The following is a 24,455-nucleotide window of genomic DNA, read 5'->3' as shown; positions in this document are numbered from 1 at the left end:
ACGATGCATCGCCGATGGTAGTGTGGGGTTTCCCCATGTGAGAGTAGGTCATCGTCAAGATTAAATTCCGAAACCCCATTTGCGAAAGCAGGTGGGGTTTTGTTTTGGGCGGTCGAAAAGTGTCTTGCGTGATTTGCCCGAACATCACATCCAGTGCTGTGGGCTTGCACGCGAAAAAACTGGCAATAAAGCGCACTCTCTCACTCCCTCATCCCGCAACCATGCCCCCGCCGACAAATTTGCACAGTTATTTCTGAACCACACCACTAGAATAGGCACCTAACCTTTTTTAGAGTCAGAGCCCTATCTATGCCGGATCCGGTTGATGCCCTCGGGGCATCGGATTTACCACTGGACGACCTGGTGGCATGCCATGAGTGCGATTTGCTGATGCGTAAACCCGTACTCGCTCTCGGTGAAAAAGCCCAATGCCCGCGATGCGGTTACGAGCTGTACGCTCACCGCCACAACGTCGTTGAGCGCAGCCTTGCCTTGGTGCTTGCGGCACTGCTCCTTTACATTCCCGCGAACTTTTTGCCCATCATGCAGCTCAATCTACTCGGGCAGACTTCGGAAGACACCGTATGGAGCGGCGTTGTCGGGCTATTCGACACCGGCATGCAAGGTGTCGCTGCCGTCGTGTTCTTGTGCAGCATGGGGATTCCCCTGCTCAAGCTGCTCTGCCAACTGGCGGTGCTGCTCAGTATTCGCTGGAAGATAGGCCGCAGTTACGGACTGCTGTTGTACCGCATCTACCATCACATGAAAGACTGGGGGATGTTGGAGGTCTATTTGATGGGGGTATTGGTGGCGATCGTAAAGCTCGCCGACATGGCCTCGATCACGATCGGCCTGGGTCTGGTCTGCTTTATCAGCCTATTAATGGTTCAGGTTCTGCTTGAGGTGGTGATGTCGCCGCACCAGATCTGGCAAGCACTGTCAGGAGAAGATGATCATGCGGGCGATTGACGCAGGCATTCTGATTTGTACCGAATGTCACGAGTTGAACAAGCAGGAAGCTGATACCGATGAGCAAACCTGCACTCGATGCGGTGCGCTGATCCACGCCCGTCGCCCAAACAGCCTTGTACGTACCTGGGCATTGCTGATCACCGCAGCAATTTTGTATATCCCCGCTAATCTGTTGCCGATCATGACCGTTAATTCTCTCGGCCAGGGCGAGCCCAGCACTATCATGGCCGGTGTGATCCAACTGGTTCAGCACGGTATGTTTCCGATTGCGGCGGTAGTGTTCATCGCCAGCATCCTGGTACCGACGTTCAAGCTGGTGGGCATTGGCCTGCTACTGTTCTCGGTACAGCGTCACCAACCGCTTTCCGCGCAGCAACGCATTATCATGTACCGCTTTATCGAATTCATTGGCCGCTGGTCCATGCTGGATATCTTCGTGATCGCCATCCTGGTGGCGGTTGTAAATTTTGGACGGCTTGCCAGTGTTGAGGCCAACCTCGGCGCGGCGGCGTTCGCCAGCGTGGTGATTTTGACGATGCTTGCCGCTGTAACTTTTGATCCCCGACTGATTTGGGATAACACGGAGTCGGACGACGACCATGAGTGAATTGCCTAAAGCTAAAACCCGCCCAGCCTCCAATTGGTCGGCCATCTGGGTTCTTCCCCTGATTGCCCTGATCATCGGTGGTTGGTTGGGGTGGCGTGCGTATTCCCAGCAGGGCATTGAGATCCAAGTGCGCTTTGAAAGCGGCGAAGGCATCCAGGCCAACAAAACCGAAGTAGTCTACAAAGGCATGTCCGTGGGCAAGGTCAAGACCCTGGCCCTTGACGACGAGGGTAATAATCGAGGGGTGATCGCCACCATCGAGATGAACAAGGATGTTGATCAATACCTCAAGACCAACACCCGTTTCTGGCTGGTCAAGCCCAGCGTCAGCCTTGCCGGTATTACCGGCCTGGAAACCTTGGTCTCCGGTAACTACATCGCCGCGAGCCCTGGTGATGGTGAACCTACCCGCAAATTCAAGGCGCTCTCCGAAGAGCCTCCGCTATCTGACGCCAAGCCCGGTCTGCACCTGACCATCAAGGCCGACCGCCTCGGTTCGCTCAACCGTGGCAGCCCGGTCTTCTACAAGCAGATACAAGTCGGCCAGGTCAAAAGCTACTTGCTCTCAGAGGACCAGAGCACCGTCGAGATCAAGGTCTACATCGAGCCGACCTACGCCAGCCTGGTGCGCAAACACACGCGCTTCTGGAACGCCAGCGGCATCAGCATCGACGCCAACCTCTCCGGTGTGAAAGTGCGCAGCGAATCTCTTTCCAGCATCGTCGCCGGTGGCATTGCCTTCGCCACCCCAGAGAACCGCAAGGACAGTCCGCCCACTGATCCGAGCCTGCCGTTCCGCCTGTACGAAGATTTCGACGCCGCCGCAGCCGGTATCAAGGCCAAGGTCAAACTCACGGACTTCGAAGGCCTGCAGGCCGGGCGAACGCCGGTGATGTACAAAGGCATCCAGGTCGGTAGTCTGAAGACCTTGAAGATCGACCCGGACCTTTCCAGCGCCAACGCAGAGTTGACCCTCGATCCATTGGCCGAAGATTATCTGGTGCAGGACACCCAATTCTGGGTGGTCAAACCCTCCATCTCGCTGGCCGGTATTACCGGCCTGGAAGCCTTGGTCAAAGGTAACTACATCGCCATCCGTCCTGGCGACAAAGGCAGCGCCCCACAACGCGAATTCGTTGCGCGCGCCAAGGCTCCGCCATTGGATCTGCGCTCCCCGGGCCTGCACATGGTGTTGTTTACTGACAACCTCGGCTCACTGGATGTCGGCAGTCCTATCCTTTACAAGCAGGTCAAGGTGGGTTCGGTGCAGAGCTACCAGTTCTCGCGCAAGAACAAGCAGTTGGTGATCGGCGTTCATATCGAGAAAGAATACGAAAACCTGGTCAATGGCTCGACGCGATTCTGGAATGCCAGCGGCGTCACCCTGACCGGCGGCCTCACCGGTGGTATCCAGGTGAAGAGTGAATCCCTGGCCAGCCTGATGGCCGGCGGTATTGCCTTCGAAACGCCGCAGCCGAACGTACCGCTGAAAAAACGCATCCCACGTTTCCGCTTGTTTGCCGACCGTGAAGCGGCCAATCAACACGGCACCCTGGTGACCATCAAGGTCGATCGCGCGGATGGCATGCGTCCAGGCACACCGGTACGTTTCAAAGGACTTGATGTCGGTAAGATCGAGAGCGTCGACCTCAGTGCCGATATGCAATCGGTGCTGCTCAGCGCGCGTATTACCCAAGTAGCGGACCGCATCGCGCGTGCCGGCAGCCAGTTCTGGGTGGTCAAGCCTGAGTTGGGCTTGATGAAAACCTCCAACCTGGAAACCCTGGTCACCGGGCAATACATCGAAGTGCAACCGGCAGCGAAAAACGCCGGGCCACAAAAAAGTTTTGTCGCGCTGGACCAGCCCCCTGAAGCTGTCCGCCAAGAGGCCGGCCTGAGCCTGACACTCAGCGCCGCCCGTCGTGGCTCGTTGAAAGAAGGCGTGCCGGTGACCTACCGCGAAGTCACCGTGGGCAAAGTCACCGGCTATGAACTGGGCCAGACTGCCGACCGCGTGCTGGTCCACATTCTGATCGAGCCCAAATACGCGCCGTTGGTACGCAGTGGCAGCCGCTTCTGGAACACCAGCGGCTTCGGCCTCGACTTCGGCCTGTTCAAAGGCGCGACGGTGCGTACCGAGTCCCTGGAGACGCTGGTTGCCGGTGGTATCGCCTTCGCTACGCCGGACGGCGAGCGTATGGGGAGCGCGGCTCGGCCGCAGCAAACCTTCCCGCTGTTCGACAAATTCGAAGACGAATGGCTGACGTGGGCGCCTAAAATTCCACTCGGCAAATAAAGCTACAAAAAAGGCCGCGATCCAATGGATCGCGGCCTTTTTGCATTTCAGCGCAACGCGTCAGACCTCATCCAGCTCCGGTTCATCCGCCTGCACATTCACCGTTGCCTTCACCACATCGTGGCGACGGATGTACTTCCAGTCCGCCTCATCGATATAGATCCCGTTCGGCCCGCTGCCGCCTTCCAAGTCGATCGCCACCTGCGCGGAAACCTGAGGCTTCACACTGGCCAGGATCGGCACGAAGCCCAGCTGCAAACTGGTTTCCAGCAGCGCTGCCTGGTTCTTCTCATCAATGTCGGCCGCTTCGTCGAGGTAGTACGGCAAGCGCACGCGCCCGGCCTGGTCGCGGTCCATCAAGTGCAGCAACAAATACATGTTGGTCAGCGCCTTGATGGTCATGGTAGTGCCGTTGGACGCCGCACCGTCGATATCGGTGTGGATCACCGGCTGGCCATGCACCTTGGTGATCTCGAAAGCCAGCTCGAACAGGTCCTTGAGACCCAACTGGTTATGGTTGGCGGCCACCAGGCGGGCCAGGTATTCCTTGGCCTCTTCGTTCTTATTGTCCTGCTCGGCACTTTGGCTGAGGTCGAACACCGACAGGGTTTCGCCTTCTTCGTACTGGCCAGCACTGTGGATGATCTGGTCGATATGCTTGAGGGCTTCCTTGTTCGGCGCGAGCACGATGCGGAAACTCTGCAGGTTGGACACCTGACGCTTGTTGATCTCGCGGTTGAACAGCGCCAACTGGTGTTCCAGGCTGTCGTAGTCGCTGCGGATATTGCGCAGGGTCCGCGCGATATCGGTGACCGCCGCACGGCGTGCCTTGCCCAGTGTCAGCGCCTCATCAGTGCGGTGCGCATAGGCGTTGATCAACAATTGCAGGCGACGTTCGACGTCATCCTCGCTGTCGAACTTGGCAACGCCCTTGAGGCGTACCTGCGCGTACAACGCCTCGATCTGCCCATCGGCACGCAGCAAACCCTGCCAGCTGTCCTGATAGTCGTTGAGCAGCGGCAGCAGGTTGTCCATGGAGTCATCGACCGGGTCCATGAACGGCGTGCCGAACGGCAGGTCCGCCGGCAACAGTTGGCGACGGCGCAATGCGTCATCCAGCGTGCGTTGCTTGGCTTCCATATCGCCGATCTGCCGGCCTACCAGTTGCAGCTTGGCGGACAGTTGCTGGACGCGTTCGGTAAAGGCGTCACTGGAACGCTTCAACTCATCCTGGGCTGCTTCCATCTGCGCCAGGTTTTCCAGTTTTTCGCCTTCCTCGGCACTCAGGGTTTGCGCGCGGCGGAAGTCTTCAAGAGCTTTTTGCGCATCCAGCACTTGCTGGTACAGCGCTTCGGTCTGGGTCTTGCTCGCGGCACGGTCAGAGGCCACGGCTTGCTGGGTTTTCAGCTGCTTGAGTTCTTTTTCCAGGCGCTCTTTCTGGTCGCGCAACGCCGCGCGATCCGCCAGGGCCTGCAGCGCCGGTGGTTCGATGTGCGAGATGTCGATGGACAGCCCCGGCACTTCAAAACGCTCGCCCTTGAAGCCATCCAGGATCTGCTCCAGGGATTTGACCCACTGGCCGTCCTCGTCCAGCGTGATGCCGTGTTCACCCAATGGCAGGCTGAACAACGAGCTGTTGAACAGGCGCATCAGACGCTCGACATCCTGCTGCGAAAACTCTTCGCGCAGCTTGGCGTAGCTGTTGTTATCCGCGTGATCAAGCTGCTGCCTGACCGACTTCAAGCGTTTTTCCAGGTCGCGCAAACGCTCGTCCAAATCCTCGGCGCTGAACTGCCGTGACTGCGCCAGGGCGCCCGCCAGCTCATCGTGAGCATCCTTGGCCGCCAGCAGTTGCTGCTCCAGCACCTTGACGTCATCCACCAGGGCAAAGCGATGCTTAAGCACCGACAGCTCGCCCAGCCAACGCTGGATACCACTGATTTCCCGCTCCAGGCGCATCAGCTCCTGGGTGCCGCCACGCTGATCGTTCTGCAGCGCATCCTGCTCGTTGCGGTAGTGCTCGGCCTGGATGGTCAGCTCTTCCTTGCGCGCACTGGCGTAGTCCGACCAGGTGCCCAGCAGCGAATCCAACAGCGGCGACAGGCGATGCAGCTTGCCGCGCAGGGCATCGCGCTGCCGAACGCCATTGGCCAAGGCTTCCACCAGCGGGCCGGCAGCGACCAGGGAGTTGTAGTCCTGCTCCATGCGGCGTACATCGCGGAAGGCTTCTTCGCACGCGGCGATGTAATCCACGCTACCCGAACGCAGGCTGTGTTCGAACGCATCGAGGAACAGCTGCTTGAGCTTGGCGGCGGTGATTTCGCGCATGTGCAGCAGGTTGATAAACAGCGCGCGGAAGGTCTTCAGGCTCTGCTCGCTGGTGGAGCGCAGCGGGATCAACGTCAGGTCCAGCGGAATCGAAGTGTGGCCACCCACCAGCAAGCGCCGCAGTTCATCCGGCTTGAGTTCGTAGGCCTTGAGGCCCTCGCGCTCAAGGTTGGTGAACAGCTCTTTCTGGCGCAGGCAGGTGTCGTTTTTCTGGTAGTGGGCCAGGTCCAGCTTGCCGGCATAGGCAAAGAACTGGTGACCAAAGCCGCCGCCCGGACCGCGCCCGACCACGCCGATTACGTGCGGGCCGTGGGGCAGGGAGACTTCCACCAGGATGTAGCTGGTGTCGGTGGCGAAGTAGAAGCGCCGCGATTGCTCCAGGGTGTACTTGCCGAAACTCATGTCCGACATGCGCGCCAGGATCGGGAACTGCAAGGCGTTGATCGACGCGGATTTACCCAGGTTGTTCGCGCCATACACCGACAGCGGCTCTTCCAGCGGGAACAAGCCCAAGCTGTAACCGGCGGTGTTCAATAGGGCGAAGCGGCGGATGCCGTAGCGTTCCTTACTCATGCGTCGGTCTCCTGTTCTTCGGCAATGGCGCGCGCCAGGGCGTCTTCTTCGCTTTCTTCAGCGAAGTCACTCAAGTCCAGCGGGTCATCGGTCTTCAGCAGTTTCTCGTCGCTGTCTTCGTCGATGATCACTGGCGCTGGCAACGGCAACACGCTGTGCACGCTGGCGGCGAGGTCACGGTCCTGCTGCACCGACAGGCACACGTCGAGGAAGCGGTGCATCGGCGGCAGGAAGCGGTAAATACCGTTGTCCTCGCTGGCAAAACCCAGTTGGGTCATGCGGCGCATGATTTTTTCTTCGAGTTCTTCCTGGGTCTGCACTTCGGCCTGGATAAACAGGTCGCGGTACTTTTCCAGCAGGGAGGGCAGTTCATCGCGGCCCAGGCTGCCACCGTCGAGCACGGCGATTGGGTCGCGGCCCTGGTCGGCCAGGTGCTCGACGATGATGAACGTGAACAGCGCCAGGCGCTGGGCAGTCTTGTTCACCTGCGCACTGGCAATCGCGGAGTCCGGCACGAAGTAGTAGAAACCGCGTGTGTCACAGACCAACTCAAAGCCCAGGGCTTTGAACAACGTGCGGTACTGGTCCTGGAAGTTCGACAGCTGCGCATACAGCTCTGGGTCGCGGCGGCTGACGTGGTAACCCTTGAACAGCTCGCGAAAGATCGGCGCCAGCTGGGACAGTTCGGATAGATCAAGATGCATAAGGTGTACTCGCAGGATGCTCGGCGGCGTCGGTGCCGGCCGGGAGCAGGGCGAATGAGCGCAGGCTGACCTGGTGCTCGTGTGTGTGGTAGTCGCGGCGTTCCAGGCGCTCGCGCTTGAAGCGTTTTTCCCGCGAGAGTCGCGAGAACCAGTACAGCAATTCGTCGGTGGCACCGTCCGGTTCCTGCTCCAGCAGCCAGGTCATCAGGTCCGGCATCGGCAGCGCGTCTTCGCAGCGTTCGAGCATCTCCTTGACCGTACGCGGCGCGCGCTGGGCTTCGCCCTTGTGGGACTTGTGTGCCTTGGGGAAGCGTGCCGGTTTCGGCTCGAAATTCGCCAGGGCGTACACATAGGCCTCGACCTGGCTGGCACTGCCGAGGAAGGTGCTCTGCGGTCGGGTGAACATCGGCATCGCCGCCTGTGGCACCGCGTCCAGGCCTTTACGGCGGATGGCCGACAGCGCGAGCGCCGCGCCACGGGTCACTGCGTTGTGTCGGCGTGCTTCTTCGCGCAGCGGCAACAGCAGCTCGCGGGCATGCCGCAAGGTCAGTTGGGCACTGGTCTGCATTTCGAGGATGCGCGCGTGGGTGCGCAGCAGCATGTCGTCGTCCACCAGGTGGCCGAGGCGCTGTTGCTCGGTGAGCATGCGCAACAGCACGTTTTCCACCTTGCGCACGCCTTGTTCGAAGGCGCCGTCGGCGTTCACCAGTTGAATCATTGGTTCGACGTATTCGTCCCAGGTCGCCAGGACTTCGGCGTAACGCTGGCGCAGCGGGATCTGCCGGTCGCTGGTCTTGGCGCGATCGGCCACGGCAGCCAGGGCTTGTTCGTCGTTGGCGAGTTTTTTCAGCACATCGCGTACGCGCATATCGAGCAGGCGCAGTTGCCGGGCCAGGTCGTGGCCATCACGGATGTCGAAGGCGTCCTGGATATAACCGGCCAAGCGCTCCAGATGGCGCAGGTAGGCTTCGATTTCCAGGCACAGGCCAAGCCGGTGCTCCTTGCGAAGATAAGCCAGGAAGTCGTGGATCTGCGCATTGAGCTCGAAACGGTTCGGGCTCTTGGCGACAGGCACCAGGATGTCCAGGCGAATCCACACGTCCAGCAGGCTGGTGATGTCCTGGGGCGTGCTGTCCAGTTGTTGGGCGGCCAGTTGTGCGCGCAACTCGCTCAGGCTCAGGGTGCCTTGGTCGAAGTGTTCGCACAGTGGCTCAAGTAAGGCCCAGTGTTCGGCGAGGGCGCGCAGGACGCGCTTGGGTTCGATCATGGGAATGGCCGGCTGGTTGGCAATTAAAAGTCGCGATTGTACTGCATCAGGCGTGGGATTTATCCACAGCCGGTCAGTGCACAGTGGGCGATTGTTACCGAACAGCGGTAGAATCCCCGCTCTTTACTTATCCACAAGTGGCCGAGCTGTGCTTATCGAGTCCCGACGTCGCGCTTACTTGACCGCCATGCAGGTGGTCAACTGGCTGCCCCGCACCGAACTGCCGTTTGCCGCGCCATCGCGGCCCGAGCTGTTAGAGGCGCTTGAGCCCTATGAGGCGTTCGAGACCTCGGGCGAGGAGGCCGCTGCCCCGGTCGTGGTGGCCAAGCCCGTGCCGCAAGCGCGGCCGGCGGTCGAGCGGGCCAAGATCGAAGTGCCACGCCCGTCGCCCATGGCCAAGCCGGTTGTGGCCGAAGAGGCTGCCCCGGTGGTCAAGGCCCCGGTAGTGCCGCCACCGCGTTTCGCCCTGCAACTGCTGCGGGCCGGGCGTTGCCTGCTATTGGTGGAGTTACCCACCGGCGAGCGCTTCCAGACCCGCGATCCTGCCTACATGCTGCTCAAAGACATGCTGCGCGCCGCTGGCCTGCCCGACAGCCCGCAAATCGTCGGCGACCCGGTACGTTGGCCACTGCTGGTGCGCGGCACCATGGACCAAGGCCCGGAAGCGGCGCGGGATTTTGTGCAAGGCTTCGTCTCGGCACGCCTGGAAGACGAACCTTGTGTGTGCCTGTGGTTGATCGGCCTGCCCGCCGTACGGTTTGCCGGGGAAGCGAATGCCGAGTCCTGGTACCGCGAACTGCAGGTCGAAGGCCTGGGTTCTGTATGGGCCCTGCCGGGCCTGGAATTATTAATGGAAGAGCCACAGCGTAAGGCTGATGTCTGGCAAGCCATGCGCCGGCTGATGGCGCGCTGGAAAACAACCGATGAGTGAGGCTTTATCCTTCCGCCCGATGACCGAGGCCGACCTCGACGCCGTGCTGAAAATCGAATACGCGGCGTTCAGCCACCCCTGGACCCGCGGGATCTTTCTCGACGGGCTGGGCAAGTACCAGATCTGGCTGATGTTTGAGGGCGAGCAGCAGGTGGGCCACGGCGTGGTGCAGATCATCCTCGACGAAGCGCACTTGCTCAATATCACCGTCAAGCCGGAAAACCAGGGCCGTGGCCTGGGCCTGGCGCTGCTCGAACACCTGATGTCGCGCGCCTACGCGGCCAAGGCTCGGGAGTGCTTCCTGGAGGTGCGCGACAGCAATACCGGCGCGTTCCGCCTCTACGAGCGCTATGGCTTCAACGAGATCGGCCGTCGCAGGGACTACTACCCGGCTGTCGGTGGTCGCGAAGATGCAGTCGTCATGGCCTGCACCCTGGTCGACTGAACACGCGAACCAATGTGGGAGGGAGAAGTCGAATCGTCGCACCGCCCCTCCCATATTTGGACTTGTGCAGTGTCAGCGGTTTCCGTCTACCGGGTCGAGATCAGCCAGTTCCGCTTCATCCAGGCCATTGCCGCCGCCAATGTCATCTTCATCCACAATGCTCAGGTCAAAATCCGCCGGATTGTCTTCGCCCGCCTCCCGAGCATCCCGCGCACCATCTTCATGGATCAGCGTTTCCGGGCTCATATCATCATCGGTCGACTCATGATCAGCCGTTGAAGCCCCGGTCATGCCGGCTTCGCGCACCCGTTCGTCGGGCATCAGATGCTCACGCTCGCGACGCGGGATCTCATCGCCGATCTCCGCCGTCGGCGTCTCTTCGTCAAAGTCCAGCTCCCGCACCTGACCCATGCGGTCTTCGTTATCATCAATCGGTTCCGGCTCGGTAGCGCCGTAGGGACGTCGTGATTCAGTCATGGCCAATCCTCATACTGTGGGGCTTATAGTGTGTGGACAGGCATGGCCCCCCAAGATTCAAGTAATTGCCCGCCGGCTATCTTTATCATCGGCGTGACCCGGACGGGCGGTCGTCTGTCAAAGCTGCGCATCATTCCTGAGGCTTTCCCTGATGAACGAACTACAAGACCTGCTTGATAACAACGAACGCTGGGCGGATGCGATCAAACAGGAAGATCCCGAATTCTTCGCTAAGCTCGCCCGCCAGCAGACCCCTGAATACCTGTGGATCGGTTGTTCCGACGCCCGCGTCCCGGCCAACGAGATCGTCGGCATGCTGCCCGGTGACCTGTTCGTACACCGTAACGTGGCGAATGTGGTGCTGCACACCGACCTCAATTGCCTGTCGGTGATCCAGTACGCGGTCGATGTGCTCAAGGTCAAACATATCCTCGTCACCGGCCACTATGGCTGTGGCGGTGTGCGCGCTTCGATGCAGGACCGCCAGTTCGGCCTGATCGACGGCTGGCTGCGCACCATTCGCGACCTCTACTACGAAAACCGTGACGTGCTGGCGCAACTGCCGACCGAGGAAGAGCGTGTCGACCGTATGTGCGAGCTGAACGTGATCCAGCAAGTGGCCAACGTCGGCCACACCAGCATTGTGCAAAACGCCTGGCACCGAGGGCAGAGCCTGTCGATCCACGGCTGCATCTATGGCATCAAGGATGGACGCTGGAAAAGCTTGAACACCACCATCAGTGGCTTTGAGCAGTTGCCGCCGCAATATCGCCTGCGCCCGTTGGGCGAAGTCTAAGGTCGTTTGCGCTCGCGCCACTGCGCCATGAACTGCTGTCCCTCGGCATTCAGGGGTTCGTCGCGTCCGGTGATCCAGCCCCGGCAGTTCAGTTCGCCGCATTGGCACTCGAACTGCCGGAACAACGCATCCTCGGTGCTGGCGTAATCCATGGTCAACGGGGTGCCGGCCCGGATGGGCTGTACGGTCCAGAGTTCCAGGTACGTCGTGTCAAAAAACACGTTCGGATTACACGAGTGCCTCAGCAGGCCGCAGAACCAGCAGTCGTACAAATGGATGCGCGGCGACAGCTGCAACGTGTGCGGGCGCCGCTCGCTCACGGCGTAACCGGACACCTTGGCGATACGCACGCGGCCTTCCAGCGCGACGCGCGCCTTGATCCCGCTCGCGGTGCTGCCAGTGCCCTGCATGACCTGGAAATGCCGATACGACGGATAGCCCTGCTCAACGAGCAGCGTCTTGAAGGGGTACAGGCAGTCATTCGTAGCCGTTTTAGCCTTATCCATGGCCTGAGTTTTCATAACTCTCCTTGGTGAGGCTGCATCGACCTGCGGGTGGAGTCTGACTACCAGTCTTGCAGCGGATGGGCGCGGCTCAAGACTCGCTGAAGTTGCAGCCTATTTCTACTGTGAAATCTGACAGTAGAAATAGGCTGTCCATTGTGTGCCTTTAAAGTGCCGGAGCGGCCATCGTGGGCGCTGGCGCTGGATTTCTCAGCTGTTTGAGCTGGGTCTTGATGACGGGTGTGGCGCATTTGGCATTCGCCTGTTCCGGGCTCAGGTTGCGCACCGAGGTGTAGAACAGCTCGCAGGTCTGTTCCTTGCGCGTGACCTGCCAGGTATTCATGCAGGCCTTGAGCAGCACATTCGCATCGCTCGCCGGTTTCTGGCCCATGCCGGCCTGCCAGCAGGCGGCGCTCAAGTCCTGGCCCATCACTTTCAGGCCGGCGTCATCGGCCTTCTGCTCATTGCCGTCATAGGTGGCCGGGTCTGCCGCGTACCAGATGTAGCTGGGGTGGTTGGAGCCAAGCACCGAAACGGTTTTGCCCGCAGCCGGGCTGATCTGTGCCAGGCCCAGTACACCCACGGATTGCCCGTATTGCTGTTTGATCCAGTTGCGCACCGGCGCGCCGAACGCAACCATTGGCAGCGAACCGTTGGGGCGCAGGCTCAGTTCACTGACCATGCGGGTCTGGTAGTCGGTGAAGTAGCTGTAGACGTTCTCCAAGTCCTTGCCCGCATTGGAAGGTGCAGCGATGGGCGCGATATCGATGATGGTCTGGTAGGCCGGGGTTTCGGTGGCCGGCACGCCGTTATCGGTGAGCAGTGTGGCCCAGCGGTCGGTGGTGGCCGATTCGAGGTAATCCTGGGCCTGGGTCAACGAGTAATCCGGCGGAAAATGCAGCAACTCGATGCTCTTGCGGTTTTCCAGGGCCATGCCGAGCGGCAGGAACAGGTACCAGTTGTAGGCCCATTTGCCGTCGCTGTTGAGTTTGCTGGCGCCTTGGTAGGCCAGGTCGGCGGTGTTGAGCAACGTGGTCAAGGGCTGGCCGTAGTGCTCGGGCACGCCGCTGAAGGTGGCTGAGACCTGTCCGTCGTGGGACTTCACGCTGACCTTGGCTCGGCTGTAGCCGTCGCGCTGCAGGCTTTGGTTCAGGTAATGCTCGGCGGTCTGCTCCAGCGTCCATGGCCGAAAGCAGATCACGTTGCAGTTATTGGGGTAAGCGAACAACTGGGTAACCCGTTGCGTGCTGCCCAGTGGGACTTCGATGTCGGCGTGGACGACCGCACTGGCCATCAGTGCGGCCAGGGTGAAGGACAGCCTGGTCGGTTTGAACATACTCGATTCCTTGTCAGCAAAAGCCCGTCTGTGCGGGATCAAATCCCATCTCCTCACAGTAGCGGCTGACCAGGAAAACCGTGGACTAAATCGCCAGGCATGTCGTTATTGGATAAGCGTCCTACACGTTGAATTGCAAGGCGTTGCTCAAGTCCCCCATGGGTTTCTGGCCTCGGGCAATCATGGCGTCATCGCGTTGCTTGAGCCCGTCCAGGGTCTCGAGTTGGAAGACCCGCGTAATCAAACGCAGGATCGACGCGGTGTCGTACACCGTATGGTCCACGGTGCCTTTGCGCGCGAAGGGCGAGACCACCAGCGCCGGAACTCGCGTGCCTGGGCCCCAGCGGTCGCCTTTGGGCGGGGCGACGTGGTCCCACCAGCCGCCGTTTTCATCGACGGTCACCACGACCACCATGTTTTTCCACTGCGGGCTTTCCTGCAGTACCTTCAAGGCGCGGGTGATATGGCGGTCGCCCGAGGCCACGTCGGCGTAACCGGCGTGCATGTTCAGGTTGCCCTGGGGCTTGTAGAAACTCACGGCTGGCAGCTTGCCGGCCTGGGCATCGGCGAAGAACTTGTTGGTGCTCGCCTCATCGCCCAAACCGCCATCGCGCAGGCGCTTGTCACGCTCCGCACGGTTCTCGGGGCCCTGCTGCTTGAAATAGTTGAACGGCTGGTGGTGGTACTGGAAGTTAGGGATCTTCGGAATGCCGCCCGAATCCTTGAATTGATCCAGCGTCGCCTGCCACGCCCCGGCGTACCACGCCCAGTCGACGTTCTTTTTCGACAGCTTGTCGCCGATATGTTCGTGGGTTTGCGGCACCAGCACGTTAGGCAGGTCGGCCTTTGCGTAATCCGGGTTTTGCGGGTCACGAATCCAGGTCGGCCAGTAAGGCGGCGCCAGGGTGTTCACACCGTAGCCGTCCGGGGTCAGCGCGCTGGGGCCGAACTGCGGCGGGCCGGTCATGGCGCTGGCCGGGGATTTATCCAGGGGCTTGAGACGCGGGTCGGTCGGGTCATCGCTTTGCAGCGTGGCGATCTGCGCCTTGGCCACCGACTGCGCCGCATTCGGGTAAAACGGCGCGGTGGCGCTGATCAGGTATTGATGGTTGAGGAACGAGCCACCGAACGCACCCTGGAAGAAGTTATCGCAGAGCACAAACTCCTTGGCCACATCCCACAGGCGCAGGGAATAGCGGCTCTGGGCGTAATGCCCCATCACCAGGCCACCGGAGTCGGCCCAGGCGACGAAACCGTCGTTCTTGCCGCCGTTGATCTGCATCTGGTTCTGGTAGAACACGTGCCACAAGTCGCGGGTGACCAGGCTCAAAGGCAGGTCTTCCGAGTTCGGGCCCTTGAGAGCGAACGGCGCGTTGGGCAGGTTCTCCTGGAATTGCACTTCGCTGGGGTAAGTCACCCCGTCCACGCTTTGCGGGCCCACTTGCAGCACACCGCCCCAGGCCGGGGGCAGGGTGGTCAATAGGCTGCCGTCGCGGTCGCGTTGTTGCGTGTCGGCGGCAGAAAGCGCCGACAGCGGTTTCTCAACGCCTGGAAAGTCCGCAAACAGGTTGTTGAAGCTGCGGTTCTCGGCATAGATCACCACCACCGTTTTCACCTGGTCGTGCAACGCCTTGTCCAGCTCCTGCGGCGTGAGCGGCCGCGCCACTGGCTTGCCGGGCGCCTCACTGCTATTGCCGCAGGCACTCAACGTCGCGCCAACCCCCAACACCGCCGCGCCCCCCAGGAAGCGCCGACGGCCGGTGTCTACCGGCGGTTGGGCTATGGAATCGGGGGAAGGGCGGTCTTCGTGATCATCACTCATTGCGGGGAGTCCTTGCTGGCGAGATGTTGCAAGATATTTCGCAGGACGGTAGCAATGCAATGTGACGGAACGAAGACATCGGTGTGATGAGTAAGGCATGTTTACGCGCGGTCAGCGCTGCTAGACTTGCCCGATAATGGACATCACTGAGGTGAACCGTGAAGCCTTCAACCGCCCTTGATCTAAAACGTGCAGCCGTCAGAGAAGTGGTGGGCCGATTTCGCATCTCAAACCCAAGGGTATTTGGGTCTGTATTGCTGGGTACCGACCAAGAAGGCAGCGACCTTGATTTGCTGGTCGATGCGCCGCCGGGAACCACTTTGTTTGATCTTGGCGGGCTGCAAGTCGAGCTTGAGGACCTGCTGGGGGTCAATGTGGATCTACTGACGCCAGCCGATTTGCCGTTGAAGTTCCGCGCAAAAGTGTTGGCTGAGGCACGGCCTGTATGACAGCAAATCGCCTTGGGGATTACCTGGATCACATAAGGCAGGCCACTGCTGATGCGATCAGTTTTGTAGAGGGCCTTAGCAAAGAAGAGTTTCTGGAAGACAGGCGTACTCAACAAGCGGTGGTCATGAGTCTGATCATCATTGGTGAGGCGTCGACGAAAATCATGGATCTGCATCCGCACTTCGCTGAGGCTCATTCACACATTCCTTGGCGCAGCATGCGGGGAATGCGTAACCGCATTGCTCACGGTTACTTCGATATCAACCTCGATGTGGTTTGGGACACCATCCAGAGCGCGCTGCCTGATCTATTGGCGCGTCTTCCTGTAACCGCAGTGTGACTGCACCTGTTGCAACAACAGGTGCAGTCATCAGTTATTCAAGGCATGACGGGCGGTAAATACTTCAACGTCGTCCCCAACGCCCACAGCAGGAACAACACCAGCGGCGTGTGCACCAGCAGCTGCACAAACGAAAACCCGATCAAATCCCGCGCCTTCAACCCCAACACGCCCAGCAACGGCAGCATATAGAACGGGTTGATCAGGTTCGGCAGCGCCTCGGCCGCGTTGTAGATCTGCACCGCCCAGCCTAGGTGGTATTGCAGGTCATTGGCCACTTGCATCACATAAGGCGCTTCGATAATCCACTTGCCGCCGCCCGACGGGATAAAGAAGCCCAGCACCGCCGAGTACACACCCATCAGCAGCGCATACGTGTCGTGGGAGGCGATGGAAGTGAAGAAGGTCGAGATATGGTGCGCCAGGGTCTGGCCGTCGCCGCCCTTGACCACGGTCATCAGCGCCGCAATCGAGCCGTACAGCGGGAACTGGATCAACACGCCGGTGGTGGTCGGCACTGCACGGGCCACCGCATCGAGGAAGCTGCGCGGGCGCCAGTGCAGCAGGGCACCCACCATGATGAACAGGAAGTTGTAGGTGTTCAGCCCCGAAATCGCGCTGATCGCCGGCTTGGTCGAGAACTCATGAAACAACCAGCCCGCCGCCAGCAATGCCAGCAGAATGGTCAGCAACGGGCTGTGTTCCAGCCATTCGCCGGGGCGGCTCGGTGCTTGCAGCTTGGGCAGGTTGAAGGCCGGGTCGACGCCACAGGCCTTGGCGTCACGGGCGCTGTTGGGGCCGGGCGCGGTGGCGTAGGCGATGATCAGAGACACCACGATCAGCGCCAGCAACAGCACGCCGGATTGCCACAGGAAGATGGTGTCGGTAAACGGGATCACCCCGGTGATCGACAGGATCGACGGCGGCAAACTGGCCGGGTTGGCCTGCAATTGTGCGGCTGATGACGACAACCCCAGCGCCCACACCGCGCCCAGTCCCAGGTAGGCCGCCGCACCCGCAGCACGGTAGTCCATGCGCAAATCCGTACGACGGGCCAGCGCACGTACCAGCAAGCCGCCGAACACCAGGGACAAGCCCCAGTTGAGCAATGACGCCACCATGGAGATCAATGCTACCCACGCCACGGCGGAGCGGCCGTTCTTCGGGATACGCGCCAGGCGGTCGATCAGCTTGACCGCCGGCGGCGAGCTGGCGACCACATAACCACCGATCACCACAAAGGCCATCTGCATGGTGAACGGGATCAGGCTCCAGAAGCCGTCGCCAAATGCCTTGGCGGCTTCGGTAGGCGCGGCGCCCATGCCCAGGGTCGCCACGGCGACGATGATCACGGCGAGGGCGGCGAACACCCAGGAGTCGGGGAACCAACGCTCGGCAAAGTTCGAGCAGCGCAGGGCAAATCGGGCATAGCGGCTTTCTTCGATAGCATCGGCCACGAGTCTTTCCTCTTGTATTTATTATGGTGTCGGCAATTTTCCGGCATGTTCCGCTACGGCCATTGATATGGGAATGCAGTTATCTTCATCGATCCATGAGGAAAACAAATATATCTGCCGCGATTGCCATCAACCCGCTCAGCTCATAACCTGCACGCCATTTTGTTTGTCTGCCGAGCCTCAACATGACTGCCACCTCTGTTCCACAGGCGCAGCGTTTTTCCCGTTCCGACTACAAAACCCTGGGCCTGGCCGCCTTGGGCGGAGCCTTGGAAATCTACGACTTCATTATTTTCGTGTTCTTTGCGCTGACCCTCAGCCAACTGTTCTTCCCGCCGGAAATGCCCGAGTGGCTGCGCCTGCTGCAAAGCTTCGGCATCTTCGTCACCGGTTACCTCGCGCGCCCGCTGGGCGGCATCCTGATGGCGCACTTCGCCGATCACCTGGGGCGCAAGCGCGTGTTCAGCCTGAGCATCCTGATGATGGCCTTACCCTGCCTGCTGATCGGGATCATGCCCACCTACGCGCAAATCGGCTACTTCGCACCGCTGATCCTGCTGGTGCTGCGCGTGCTGCAAGGGGCCGCTGTGGGCGGTGAAGTGCCCAGCGCCTGGACCTTCGTCGCCGAACACGCACCGCGCAACCATCGTGGCTATGCCCTGGGCTTCCTGCAAGCGGGCCTGACCTTCGGCTACCTGCTCGGTGCCCTCACCGCCACGCTGCTGGCGCAAGTCTTCACCCCGGCCGAAATCCTCGACTACGCCTGGCGCTTGCCCTTCCTGCTCGGCGGTGTGTTCGGCGTGATCGGCGTGTGGCTGCGGCGCTGGCTCAGCGAAACCCCGGTATTCCTCGAAATGCAGGCCCGACGCCAGGCCGCCGCCGAGATGCCGCTGCGCACCGTACTGCGTGACCATCGCGCCGTGCTGCTGCCAGCGATGATCCTCACCTGTGTGCTCACCTCCGCTGTGGTGGTGCTGGTGGTCATCACCCCGACCATGATGCAGAAAACCTTCGGCATGAGCCCCAGCCACACCTTTGCCTTGAGCGCCCTGGGCATCGTCTTCCTGAATATCGGCTGCGTCCTCGCCGGCCTGCTGGTGGACCGCATCGGCGCCTGGCGCGCGGTGCTGGTCTATAGCCTGCTGCTGCCGGTGGGTATTTTCCTGCTGTACGCCAGCCTGATCAGCGGCGGCATCTGGCTCGGCGCGGCGTATGCGGTGGCGGGCTTGAGTTGCGGGGTGGTGGGCGCGGTGCCGTCGGTGATGGTCGGCCTGTTTCCGGCGCAGGTGCGGGTGTCGGGCATTTCCTTCACCTACAACATCGCCTATGCACTGTGGGCAAGTACCACGCCGCTGATGCTGATCGCGCTGATGCCGACCAGCCCGTGGATTTGCGTGGGCTATTGCGTGGTAATGGGCGCGGTGGGGGTGGCGAGTGTGGCGCTGTTTGGTAAGCGCCACACCTTGGATGCGGTTACAAAAGAGGCCTAAACGCTATCAATTGACGGGCAGAGTGGTCACTCCTATAGTCACGTCCACTCTTGATGAGCGCATTTACCTCCATGACTCAGACCGCCTTTATCAACCCTGCAATCCTGTCCTGGTCTCGCCAGCGGGCGGGGCTGACTGAAGTACAGGTTGCCAAGGGGCTTACGGTCAAATTGGAAAGAGTAAAGGCATGGGAAGGTGGCCAGAGCCTTCCATCCTTTACGCAGGCACAAAAGTGGGCTGCTGTTGTGCACGTCCCTTTTGGCTTTCTCTTTCTTAAGGCGCCGCCGCAGGAGCACCTTCCTCTTCCAGACTTGCGCACCGTGGGTGGCGTTTTCCCAGACAAACCTAGCCTGAACCTGATGGACACTGTGAGAGACGTGCTCCGTAAGCAAGACTGGTATTTGGAATACTTGCAGGATCACGAACGCTCCCCGCTGTCCTTTGTGGGAAGTTTCAATAGCCGTTCGCCTATTAAAGACGTGGTTACAGATATTCGTCGCGTACTCGGAGTGACGGATGACTTTGCGCGTATGGGGTATGACGACTATGTAAGGGCTTTGGTGAGTGGTGCGGAGGACGCTGGTATCCTCGTCATGCGCAGTGGTGTTGCCTTGGGAAATACCCACCGGAAACTCGATGTCGCCGAGTTTCGAGGGTTTGCGATCAGCAACGTTCTGGCGCCCGTGGTGTTCATCAACAGCGCGGACGCACCCACTGCACGGCTTTTTACATTGATGCATGAGCTGGCGCATATATGGATTGGTAGCTCGGGTGTATCTGATTGCAACAGTCATAGTGCCCACCAAGAGGAGGCTTTTTGCAACGCCGTTGCAGGAGAGTTTCTGGCACCGGAGCTCGTTTTTCGAGTGCATTGGGATTCTGCCGTGCACTGGGAAGAAAACCTGGCGCCTTTGGCCGGGCGCTTTCGCGTCAGCACATTGGTGATTGCCCGTCGTGCCCGAGATCTTGGCTACATCAGCAGCGATCAATACGGCGCCTACTACCGTCGGATTTTGCAGGAATATCGAGATAAGGACGGGAGTGGCGGTGATTACTACCGCACGGCGGCTATTAGAAACAGTACCCGGTTGAGCAAGGCTGTTTTGGCGCAAGCGCAGAGCGGCCGGATTTTGCTTCGCGATGCGGGAAAACTGCTGGGCGTGCAACCTGCCAAGTTAAAGACTTACGGGATGAAGCTATCGGCATGAAGCATCTTTTGGATTCGAATACGCTGATCGAGGCAAAAAACCGCTATTACACGATGACGATTTGTCCGGGTTACTGGGCATGGATTCTTCAACAACACCAGGCTCTGGAGATTGCCAGTATCGTGCCGGTAAGGGACGAACTAGCCAGAGGCAATGACGATTTGACCCAGTGGGTCAAAGGCAATACGCACCTGTTTGAAGATTCCAGCGATGAACCGACTCAGACTGCATTTGGATATATCGTCGCGAAGATTGCGGAGCAGGTGCCTGTGATGAAGCCCGGTGCGCTTGAGGAGTTTCTTGAGGGCGCAGATCCCTGGTTGATTGCCAAAGCGATGACGACGGGCGCAGTGGTTGTCACGCATGAGGTCTATAACCCCGACATCAAACGCAAATTCACGATTCCCAATGTGTGCTCACTGTTTGGCGTGCCTTACATGAATACATTTGAGTTGCTTGGCAAGCTCGATGCTCGCTTTGTTTTGCATCAGTGAACTCATTGAGGGGAAGAAAGTCTCCCCTCAATACGGCGTCTTCAGGTCAAGAAGTGCCACAGCACCAGCGTACCGACCAACCCGACCACCGAAACAATCGTCTGCAACACCGACCACACCCAAATCGTCTGCTTCAGCTGCAAGCCAAAGTACTCGCGCACCATCCAGAACCCCGCATCATTGACGTGGCAGAAGAACACCGAGCCGGCGCCGATCGCCAGCGCCACCAGTGAGCTTTGCGTCGCCGCCAACCCGGCCATCATCGGCGCGAGGATGCCGGCGGTCGTGGTGGTAGCGACCGTGGCCGAGCCCGTGGCTTGGCGCAGCGCCACGGCGATCAACCAGGCCAGCAGCAGGTACGGCATGTGCGCGCCTTCGGCGACTTTGCTGATGGTCTGGCTGACGCCAGCGTCGAGCAGGGTTTGCTTGAGGCCGCCGCCGGCGCCGATGGTCAGCAGCAACACGGCGATGGGCGCGAGGGCCTTGCGCAGGGTGTTGCCGACTTCGGCGCGTGGTATGCCGGCGGCCCAGCCCAGGCAGATCACGGCGGCGATCACCGCCAGGCCCAGGGCGATCAGCGGTTCGCCGAGGAATTTCAGGGTCAGGCCCACGCTGCTTTCCGCTGGCAGCGCGACTTTGGCCAAGGTGCTGCCGAGCATTAGAATCACCGGCAACAGAATGATCAGCAATGACACGCCAAAGCTCGGCTGGCGCGGGGCCTTGGGCGGGGCGCTGAACAGCGCGCCGATGTCGGCCGGCTCATCCACATGCAGGCGCTTGGACAGCCAGTTGCCATAGAGCGGCCCGGCGAGGATCACCGCCGGTACCGCCAGGCAAAAGCCCAGCAACATGGTCAGGCCCAGGTCGGCGTGCAACGCGCCCACCGCAATCAGCGGCCCTGGGTGCGGTGGCATCAAGGCGTGCAAGGTGGTCATGCCCGCCAGCGCCGGGATGGCGATTTTCAACAGCGGCTGGTTCGAACGTTTGGCCATCACAAAGATGATCGGCACCATCATCACCAGGCCCACTTCGAAGAACAGAGGCAGGCCGATCACCATCGCCACCAGCGCCATCACCCATGGCAACGACTTGCCCTTGCCCAGCCCGAGCAGAGTGGTGGCGATGCGGTCGGCCGCGCCGGATTCCGCCATCAGCGCACCCAGCATCGAGCCCAGGGCAATGATGATCCCGGCTTCACCGAGGATCGCCCCGGCGCCCTTGCTGAAGGCCTTGGCCACCTCTTCCGCTGGCAGCCCGGCGCCGACCCCGGCGATAAAGGTGCCGATCAGGATCGACAGGAATGGCGGCAACTTGGTCGCGCTGATCAGCACAATGATGCTGGCGATGGCCAGCAGTACGCAGAGCATGAGGCGGGTGTCGTGAACCATCCACGCGGCAGTCGATAACGCCAAGGCGGGACTCCTTATCGAACAGGTTGGGGAAATTGTTTCTTTTTGTTTCCTAGCCCAAAAGCATACCTGATAACGCCCGCCGCAGAGCCATTGCTGTCGGATTTGTAATCTTTGCTCCACCGCTCTGATAAGTCGCGAACGCTACATTCTCCCGGCTTTTACTTTATGGGCGTGGAACTCTCGTTATGGCAATTTCCGTTAGAACGCTGCTGGGGGTGACGCTGTTGTGGAGCGCCGCCAGCGTTGCCCAGGCGCAAACCCTTACCCTCGACGCTGCTCTGCAAACCGCCTTCGCCAACAATCCCGACCTGGCGGCGGCGCAATGGGAAATCGAGATCGCCGAGGGCGGTCGCCAGCAGGCCGGGCTGATCCCCAATCCGGTGGCGTCCTGGGATGCCGAAGACACACGTCGCGATACGCGCACCACCACCCTCAAGCTAAGCCAGACCCTGGAACTGGGTGGCAAGCGTGGAGCCCGCATTGACGTGGCAACGCGGGCCCAGGACGCCGCGGCACTGACCCTGGAACAGCGCCGCAACACGTTGCGCGCCGAGGTGATCGACGGCTACTACGGCGCCCTTCGCGCCCAGGAACGTCTCGACCTGGCCCAGCGCTCCCTGGCCTTGGCCGAGCGCGGGCTGGTGGTCGCCAACGGTCGTGTCACTGCCGGCAAATCCTCACCAGTGGAAGCCACGCGGGCCCAGGTGCAGCTCTCGGAGATCCGCCTCGAATTCAACCGCGCGCAAATGGGCCTCACCGACGCCTATCGCCGCCTGGCCGCCAGTACCGGCAGCGCGGCGACCGACTTCCAGGCCGTCGCCACGCCAAGCCACTCCACACCGCCGTTGCCGTCTGCCACGCAACTGTTGGCGCGTCTTGAACAGACCGCCGAACTGCGCCTGGCCGAACTGCAGATCGTGCAGAACGAAGCCAGCGTGGGCCTGGAAAAAGCCCAGCGTATTCCCGACCTGGATGTGTCGATTGGCAGTCAGTACGACGCCAGTGTGCGCGAGCGGGTGAACCTGGTCGGCGTATCGATGCCGATTCCGTTGTTCAACCGCAACCAGGGCAACGTACTTGCCGCCACGCGCCGTGCCGATCAGGCCCGCGACCAGCGCAACGCTGCCGAATTGCGCCTGCGTACCGAAACGCGCCAGGCCCTGGACCTGTGGCAAACCGCGAATACCGAAGTGCGCGCATTCAACCAGCAGATCCTGCCCGCCGCCCAAAGCGCGGTGGACAGCGCCACCCGCGGCTTCGAGATGGGCAAGTTTAACTTCCTCGACGTGCTCGACGCCCAGCGCACCCTGATCGCGGCGCGCACCCAATACCTCGCAGCCACTGCCCAGGCCACCGACGCCTGGCTGCGCATCGAACGGATTTACGGCGACCTCGCCCGGTTTTGATTTTTTCTGGAGTACCTTATGAATAAACGACACGGCGTGGCGCTTGCCGTCGCCTTGGGCCTGATGCTGTCCGGCGTGGCCAACGCCGAGGAAGAAGAAGGCACGCTCGAGCTGACTGAACAACAAATCCAGGCCGCCGGCATCGAGCTCGCCGAGGCTCAACCCCGGTCGATCAGTACATTGCTGACGCTGCCGGGGGAGGTGCGTTTCGACGAAGACCGCACCTCGCATATCGTCCCGCGCGCGGCCGGTGTGGTGGAGTCGGTGAAGGTCAATCTTGGCCAGGCCGTGAAGAAGGGCGAACTGCTCGCGGTGATCGCCAGCCAGCAGATTTCTGACCAGCGCAGTGAGCTGGCGGCCAGCGAGCGTCGGGTTGAACTGGCGCGTATCACCTTCCAGCGTGAACGCCAGTTGTGGCAGGACAAGATCTCCGCCGAACAGGATTACCTGCTGGCGCGCCAAACCCTGCAAGAAGCCGAAATCGCGCTGAACAATGCGCGTCAAAAGATGACTGCTCTCAGCGGCAACACTGTGCTGGTCGGCGGCAATCGTTACGAACTGCGAGCGCCGTTCGCCGGCGTGGTGGTGGAAAAACACCTCGGTGTCGGCGAGGTGGTAAGCGAGACCAGCAATGCTTTCACGCTTTCTGACCTGTCACAGGTGTGGGTCACCTTCGGCGTATTCCCCAAGGATTTGAACAAGGTCCGACTCGGCAAACCGGTGAAGGTCAGCTCCACGGAAATGGGCACCGACGTGCAGGGCACCGTGGCCTATGTCGGCAATTTGCTCGGCGAGCAAACGCGCACCGCCACCGTACGCGTGACCGTGCCCAACCCTGACGACGCCTGGCGCCCAGGGCTGTTTGTCACCGTGCAATTGGCCACCGACACCTACCAGGCCAAGGTCACCGTGCCGCACACGGCGATCCAGACCGTCGAGGAAAAACCGTCGGTATTCGTACGCACCCCAGACGGTTTTATCACCCGCCATCTCGAACTGGGCGCCAGTGAAAACGGCTACGTCGAAGTGCGCCAAGGCCTGGAGGCCGGTGCCCAGGTGGCCACCACCGGCAGCTTCATCCTCAAGTCCGAGTTGGGCAAGGGCTCGGCCGAGCACGCCCATTGATCCTGCGAGTGATTTC

General features: G+C 60.7%; 23 protein-coding genes. 13 read left to right on the top strand and 10 right to left on the bottom strand.

The window, feature by feature from the left end; all coding sequences use genetic code 11:
- Positions 1 to 196: hypothetical protein (locus J1G35_RS02030; RefSeq protein WP_223013115.1), on the bottom strand; the 196-nt coding region annotated here is incomplete at its 3' end.
- Positions 197 to 309: 113 nt separating this feature from the next.
- Between J1G35_RS02030 and J1G35_RS02025 the strand changes: the two genes are divergently transcribed.
- From J1G35_RS02025 to J1G35_RS02015, 3 genes are read left to right on the top strand one after another with little or no spacing between them, the layout of a single operon-like run.
- A complete protein-coding gene (locus J1G35_RS02025) occupies positions 310 to 969 on the top strand; it encodes a paraquat-inducible protein A (protein ID WP_223013113.1) in 660 nt (219 codons plus the stop codon).
- A complete protein-coding gene (locus J1G35_RS02020; protein ID WP_053134076.1) occupies positions 956 to 1,579 on the top strand; it encodes a paraquat-inducible protein A in 624 nt (207 codons plus the stop codon). The genes J1G35_RS02025 and J1G35_RS02020 overlap by 14 nt, the downstream gene beginning before the upstream one ends.
- Positions 1,572 to 3,875, top strand: a complete 2,304-nt coding sequence (locus J1G35_RS02015) for an MlaD family protein (RefSeq protein WP_223013111.1) — start codon at positions 1,572 to 1,574, stop codon at positions 3,873 to 3,875. Before J1G35_RS02020 ends, J1G35_RS02015 begins: the two co-directional genes overlap by 8 nt.
- A 60-nt stretch (positions 3,876 to 3,935) precedes the next feature.
- Here the strand turns inward: J1G35_RS02015 and mksF are convergent, their stop codons facing one another.
- Genes mksF through mksB form a run of 3 tightly spaced genes read right to left on the bottom strand, consistent with a single transcriptional unit; the run spans position 3,936 to position 8,747 of the window.
- The gene (gene mksF, locus J1G35_RS02010) at positions 3,936 to 6,776 is read right to left on the bottom strand and encodes an Mks condensin complex protein MksF (protein WP_223013109.1); all 2,841 of its coding nucleotides are present in this window, start codon (positions 6,774 to 6,776) and stop codon (positions 3,936 to 3,938) included.
- Entirely contained in the window at positions 6,773 to 7,480 is a 708-nt protein-coding gene (gene mksE / locus J1G35_RS02005) for an Mks condensin complex protein MksE (RefSeq protein WP_027606956.1), read from the bottom strand. The genes mksF and mksE overlap by 4 nt, the downstream gene beginning before the upstream one ends.
- A complete protein-coding gene (gene mksB, locus J1G35_RS02000) occupies positions 7,470 to 8,747 on the bottom strand; it encodes an Mks condensin complex protein MksB (RefSeq protein WP_053134085.1) in 1,278 nt (425 codons plus the stop codon). Before mksB ends, mksE begins: the two co-directional genes overlap by 11 nt.
- A gap of 187 nt (positions 8,748 to 8,934) precedes the next feature.
- Here mksB and J1G35_RS01995 point away from each other — a divergent pair, with 187 nt between their 5' ends.
- Together J1G35_RS01995 and rimI are read left to right on the top strand one after the other, a co-directional pair.
- Complete coding sequence (locus J1G35_RS01995) at positions 8,935 to 9,678, top strand: energy transducer TonB (protein ID WP_090409740.1); 744 nt, start codon at positions 8,935 to 8,937, stop codon at positions 9,676 to 9,678.
- On the top strand, positions 9,671 to 10,123 hold the full coding sequence (gene rimI, locus J1G35_RS01990) for a ribosomal protein S18-alanine N-acetyltransferase (protein ID WP_032886035.1): 453 nt from the start codon (positions 9,671 to 9,673) through the stop codon (positions 10,121 to 10,123). The genes J1G35_RS01995 and rimI overlap by 8 nt, the downstream gene beginning before the upstream one ends.
- A 72-nt stretch (positions 10,124 to 10,195) precedes the next feature.
- Here rimI and J1G35_RS01985 read toward each other — a convergent pair whose 3' ends face one another.
- The gene (locus J1G35_RS01985; RefSeq protein ID WP_053134090.1) at positions 10,196 to 10,600 is read right to left on the bottom strand and encodes a hypothetical protein; all 405 of its coding nucleotides are present in this window, start codon (positions 10,598 to 10,600) and stop codon (positions 10,196 to 10,198) included.
- A 151-nt stretch (positions 10,601 to 10,751) separates the two neighbouring features.
- Here J1G35_RS01985 and can point away from each other — a divergent pair, with 151 nt between their 5' ends.
- Positions 10,752 to 11,396 carry a carbonate dehydratase gene (gene can, locus J1G35_RS01980; protein ID WP_053134092.1) on the top strand — a complete coding sequence of 215 codons (645 nt, stop codon included), beginning with the start codon at positions 10,752 to 10,754 and terminating at the stop codon, positions 11,394 to 11,396.
- Here the strand turns inward: can and J1G35_RS01975 are convergent.
- The 3 genes from J1G35_RS01975 to J1G35_RS01965 form a co-directional block, all read right to left on the bottom strand.
- The gene (locus J1G35_RS01975) at positions 11,393 to 11,917 is read right to left on the bottom strand and encodes an SET domain-containing protein-lysine N-methyltransferase (protein WP_053134096.1); all 525 of its coding nucleotides are present in this window, start codon (positions 11,915 to 11,917) and stop codon (positions 11,393 to 11,395) included. The genes can and J1G35_RS01975 overlap by 4 nt on opposite strands.
- 148 nt (positions 11,918 to 12,065) lie before the next feature.
- Positions 12,066 to 13,235, bottom strand: coding sequence for a hypothetical protein (locus J1G35_RS01970; protein WP_053134099.1), 1,170 nt, complete (start codon positions 13,233 to 13,235; stop codon positions 12,066 to 12,068).
- Positions 13,236 to 13,356: 121 nt separating this feature from the next.
- Positions 13,357 to 15,057, bottom strand: a complete 1,701-nt coding sequence (locus tag J1G35_RS01965) for an acid phosphatase (protein ID WP_223013107.1) — start codon at positions 15,055 to 15,057, stop codon at positions 13,357 to 13,359.
- Positions 15,058 to 15,215: 158 nt separating this feature from the next.
- Here J1G35_RS01965 and J1G35_RS01960 point away from each other — a divergent pair, with 158 nt between their 5' ends.
- Both J1G35_RS01960 and J1G35_RS01955 read left to right on the top strand, forming a co-directional pair.
- Positions 15,216 to 15,506, top strand: a complete 291-nt coding sequence (locus J1G35_RS01960) for a nucleotidyltransferase family protein (protein ID WP_053134104.1) — start codon at positions 15,216 to 15,218, stop codon at positions 15,504 to 15,506.
- Positions 15,503 to 15,847: a DUF86 domain-containing protein gene (locus J1G35_RS01955; protein WP_053134107.1), complete on the top strand. Its 345-nt coding sequence runs from the start codon at positions 15,503 to 15,505 to the stop codon at positions 15,845 to 15,847. The genes J1G35_RS01960 and J1G35_RS01955 overlap by 4 nt, the downstream gene beginning before the upstream one ends.
- Positions 15,848 to 15,885: 38 nt before the next feature.
- On the opposite strand, the gene J1G35_RS01950 is transcribed toward J1G35_RS01955, so the two are convergent.
- On the bottom strand, positions 15,886 to 17,304 hold the full coding sequence (locus J1G35_RS01950) for a TIGR00366 family protein (RefSeq protein WP_223013105.1): 1,419 nt from the start codon (positions 17,302 to 17,304) through the stop codon (positions 15,886 to 15,888).
- 185 nt (positions 17,305 to 17,489) lie between these two features.
- On the opposite strand from J1G35_RS01950, the gene J1G35_RS01945 reads away from it, so the two are divergent.
- From J1G35_RS01945 to J1G35_RS01935, 3 genes are all read left to right on the top strand, one after another.
- Entirely contained in the window at positions 17,490 to 18,794 is a 1,305-nt protein-coding gene (locus J1G35_RS01945) for an MFS transporter (protein ID WP_223013103.1), read from the top strand.
- Positions 18,795 to 18,865: 71 nt separating this feature from the next.
- Positions 18,866 to 20,002 carry an XRE family transcriptional regulator gene (locus tag J1G35_RS01940; protein ID WP_223013102.1) on the top strand — a complete coding sequence of 379 codons (1,137 nt, stop codon included), beginning with the start codon at positions 18,866 to 18,868 and terminating at the stop codon, positions 20,000 to 20,002.
- Complete coding sequence (locus tag J1G35_RS01935) at positions 19,999 to 20,496, top strand: DUF4411 family protein (RefSeq protein ID WP_223013100.1); 498 nt, start codon at positions 19,999 to 20,001, stop codon at positions 20,494 to 20,496. Before J1G35_RS01940 ends, J1G35_RS01935 begins: the two co-directional genes overlap by 4 nt.
- 41 nt (positions 20,497 to 20,537) lie before the next feature.
- On the opposite strand, the gene J1G35_RS01930 is transcribed toward J1G35_RS01935, so the two are convergent.
- A complete protein-coding gene (locus tag J1G35_RS01930; RefSeq protein WP_223013098.1) occupies positions 20,538 to 21,908 on the bottom strand; it encodes a gluconate:H+ symporter in 1,371 nt (456 codons plus the stop codon).
- A gap of 185 nt (positions 21,909 to 22,093) precedes the next feature.
- Here J1G35_RS01930 and J1G35_RS01925 point away from each other — a divergent pair, with 185 nt between their 5' ends.
- The gene (locus J1G35_RS01925; RefSeq protein WP_223013096.1) at positions 22,094 to 23,314 is read left to right on the top strand and encodes a TolC family protein; all 1,221 of its coding nucleotides are present in this window, start codon (positions 22,094 to 22,096) and stop codon (positions 23,312 to 23,314) included.
- Between the two features lie 18 nt (positions 23,315 to 23,332).
- Complete coding sequence (locus J1G35_RS01920; RefSeq protein WP_223013094.1) at positions 23,333 to 24,439, top strand: efflux RND transporter periplasmic adaptor subunit; 1,107 nt, start codon at positions 23,333 to 23,335, stop codon at positions 24,437 to 24,439.
- Positions 24,440 to 24,455: the final 16 nt, after the last annotated feature.

It is taken from the genome of Pseudomonas sp. SH10-3B, from assembly GCF_019891415.1.
GTDB lineage: Bacteria > Pseudomonadota > Gammaproteobacteria > Pseudomonadales > Pseudomonadaceae > Aquipseudomonas.
The sequence above is the reverse complement of the archived record's forward strand: the minus strand, read 5'-3'. Positions and strand labels throughout refer to the sequence as shown.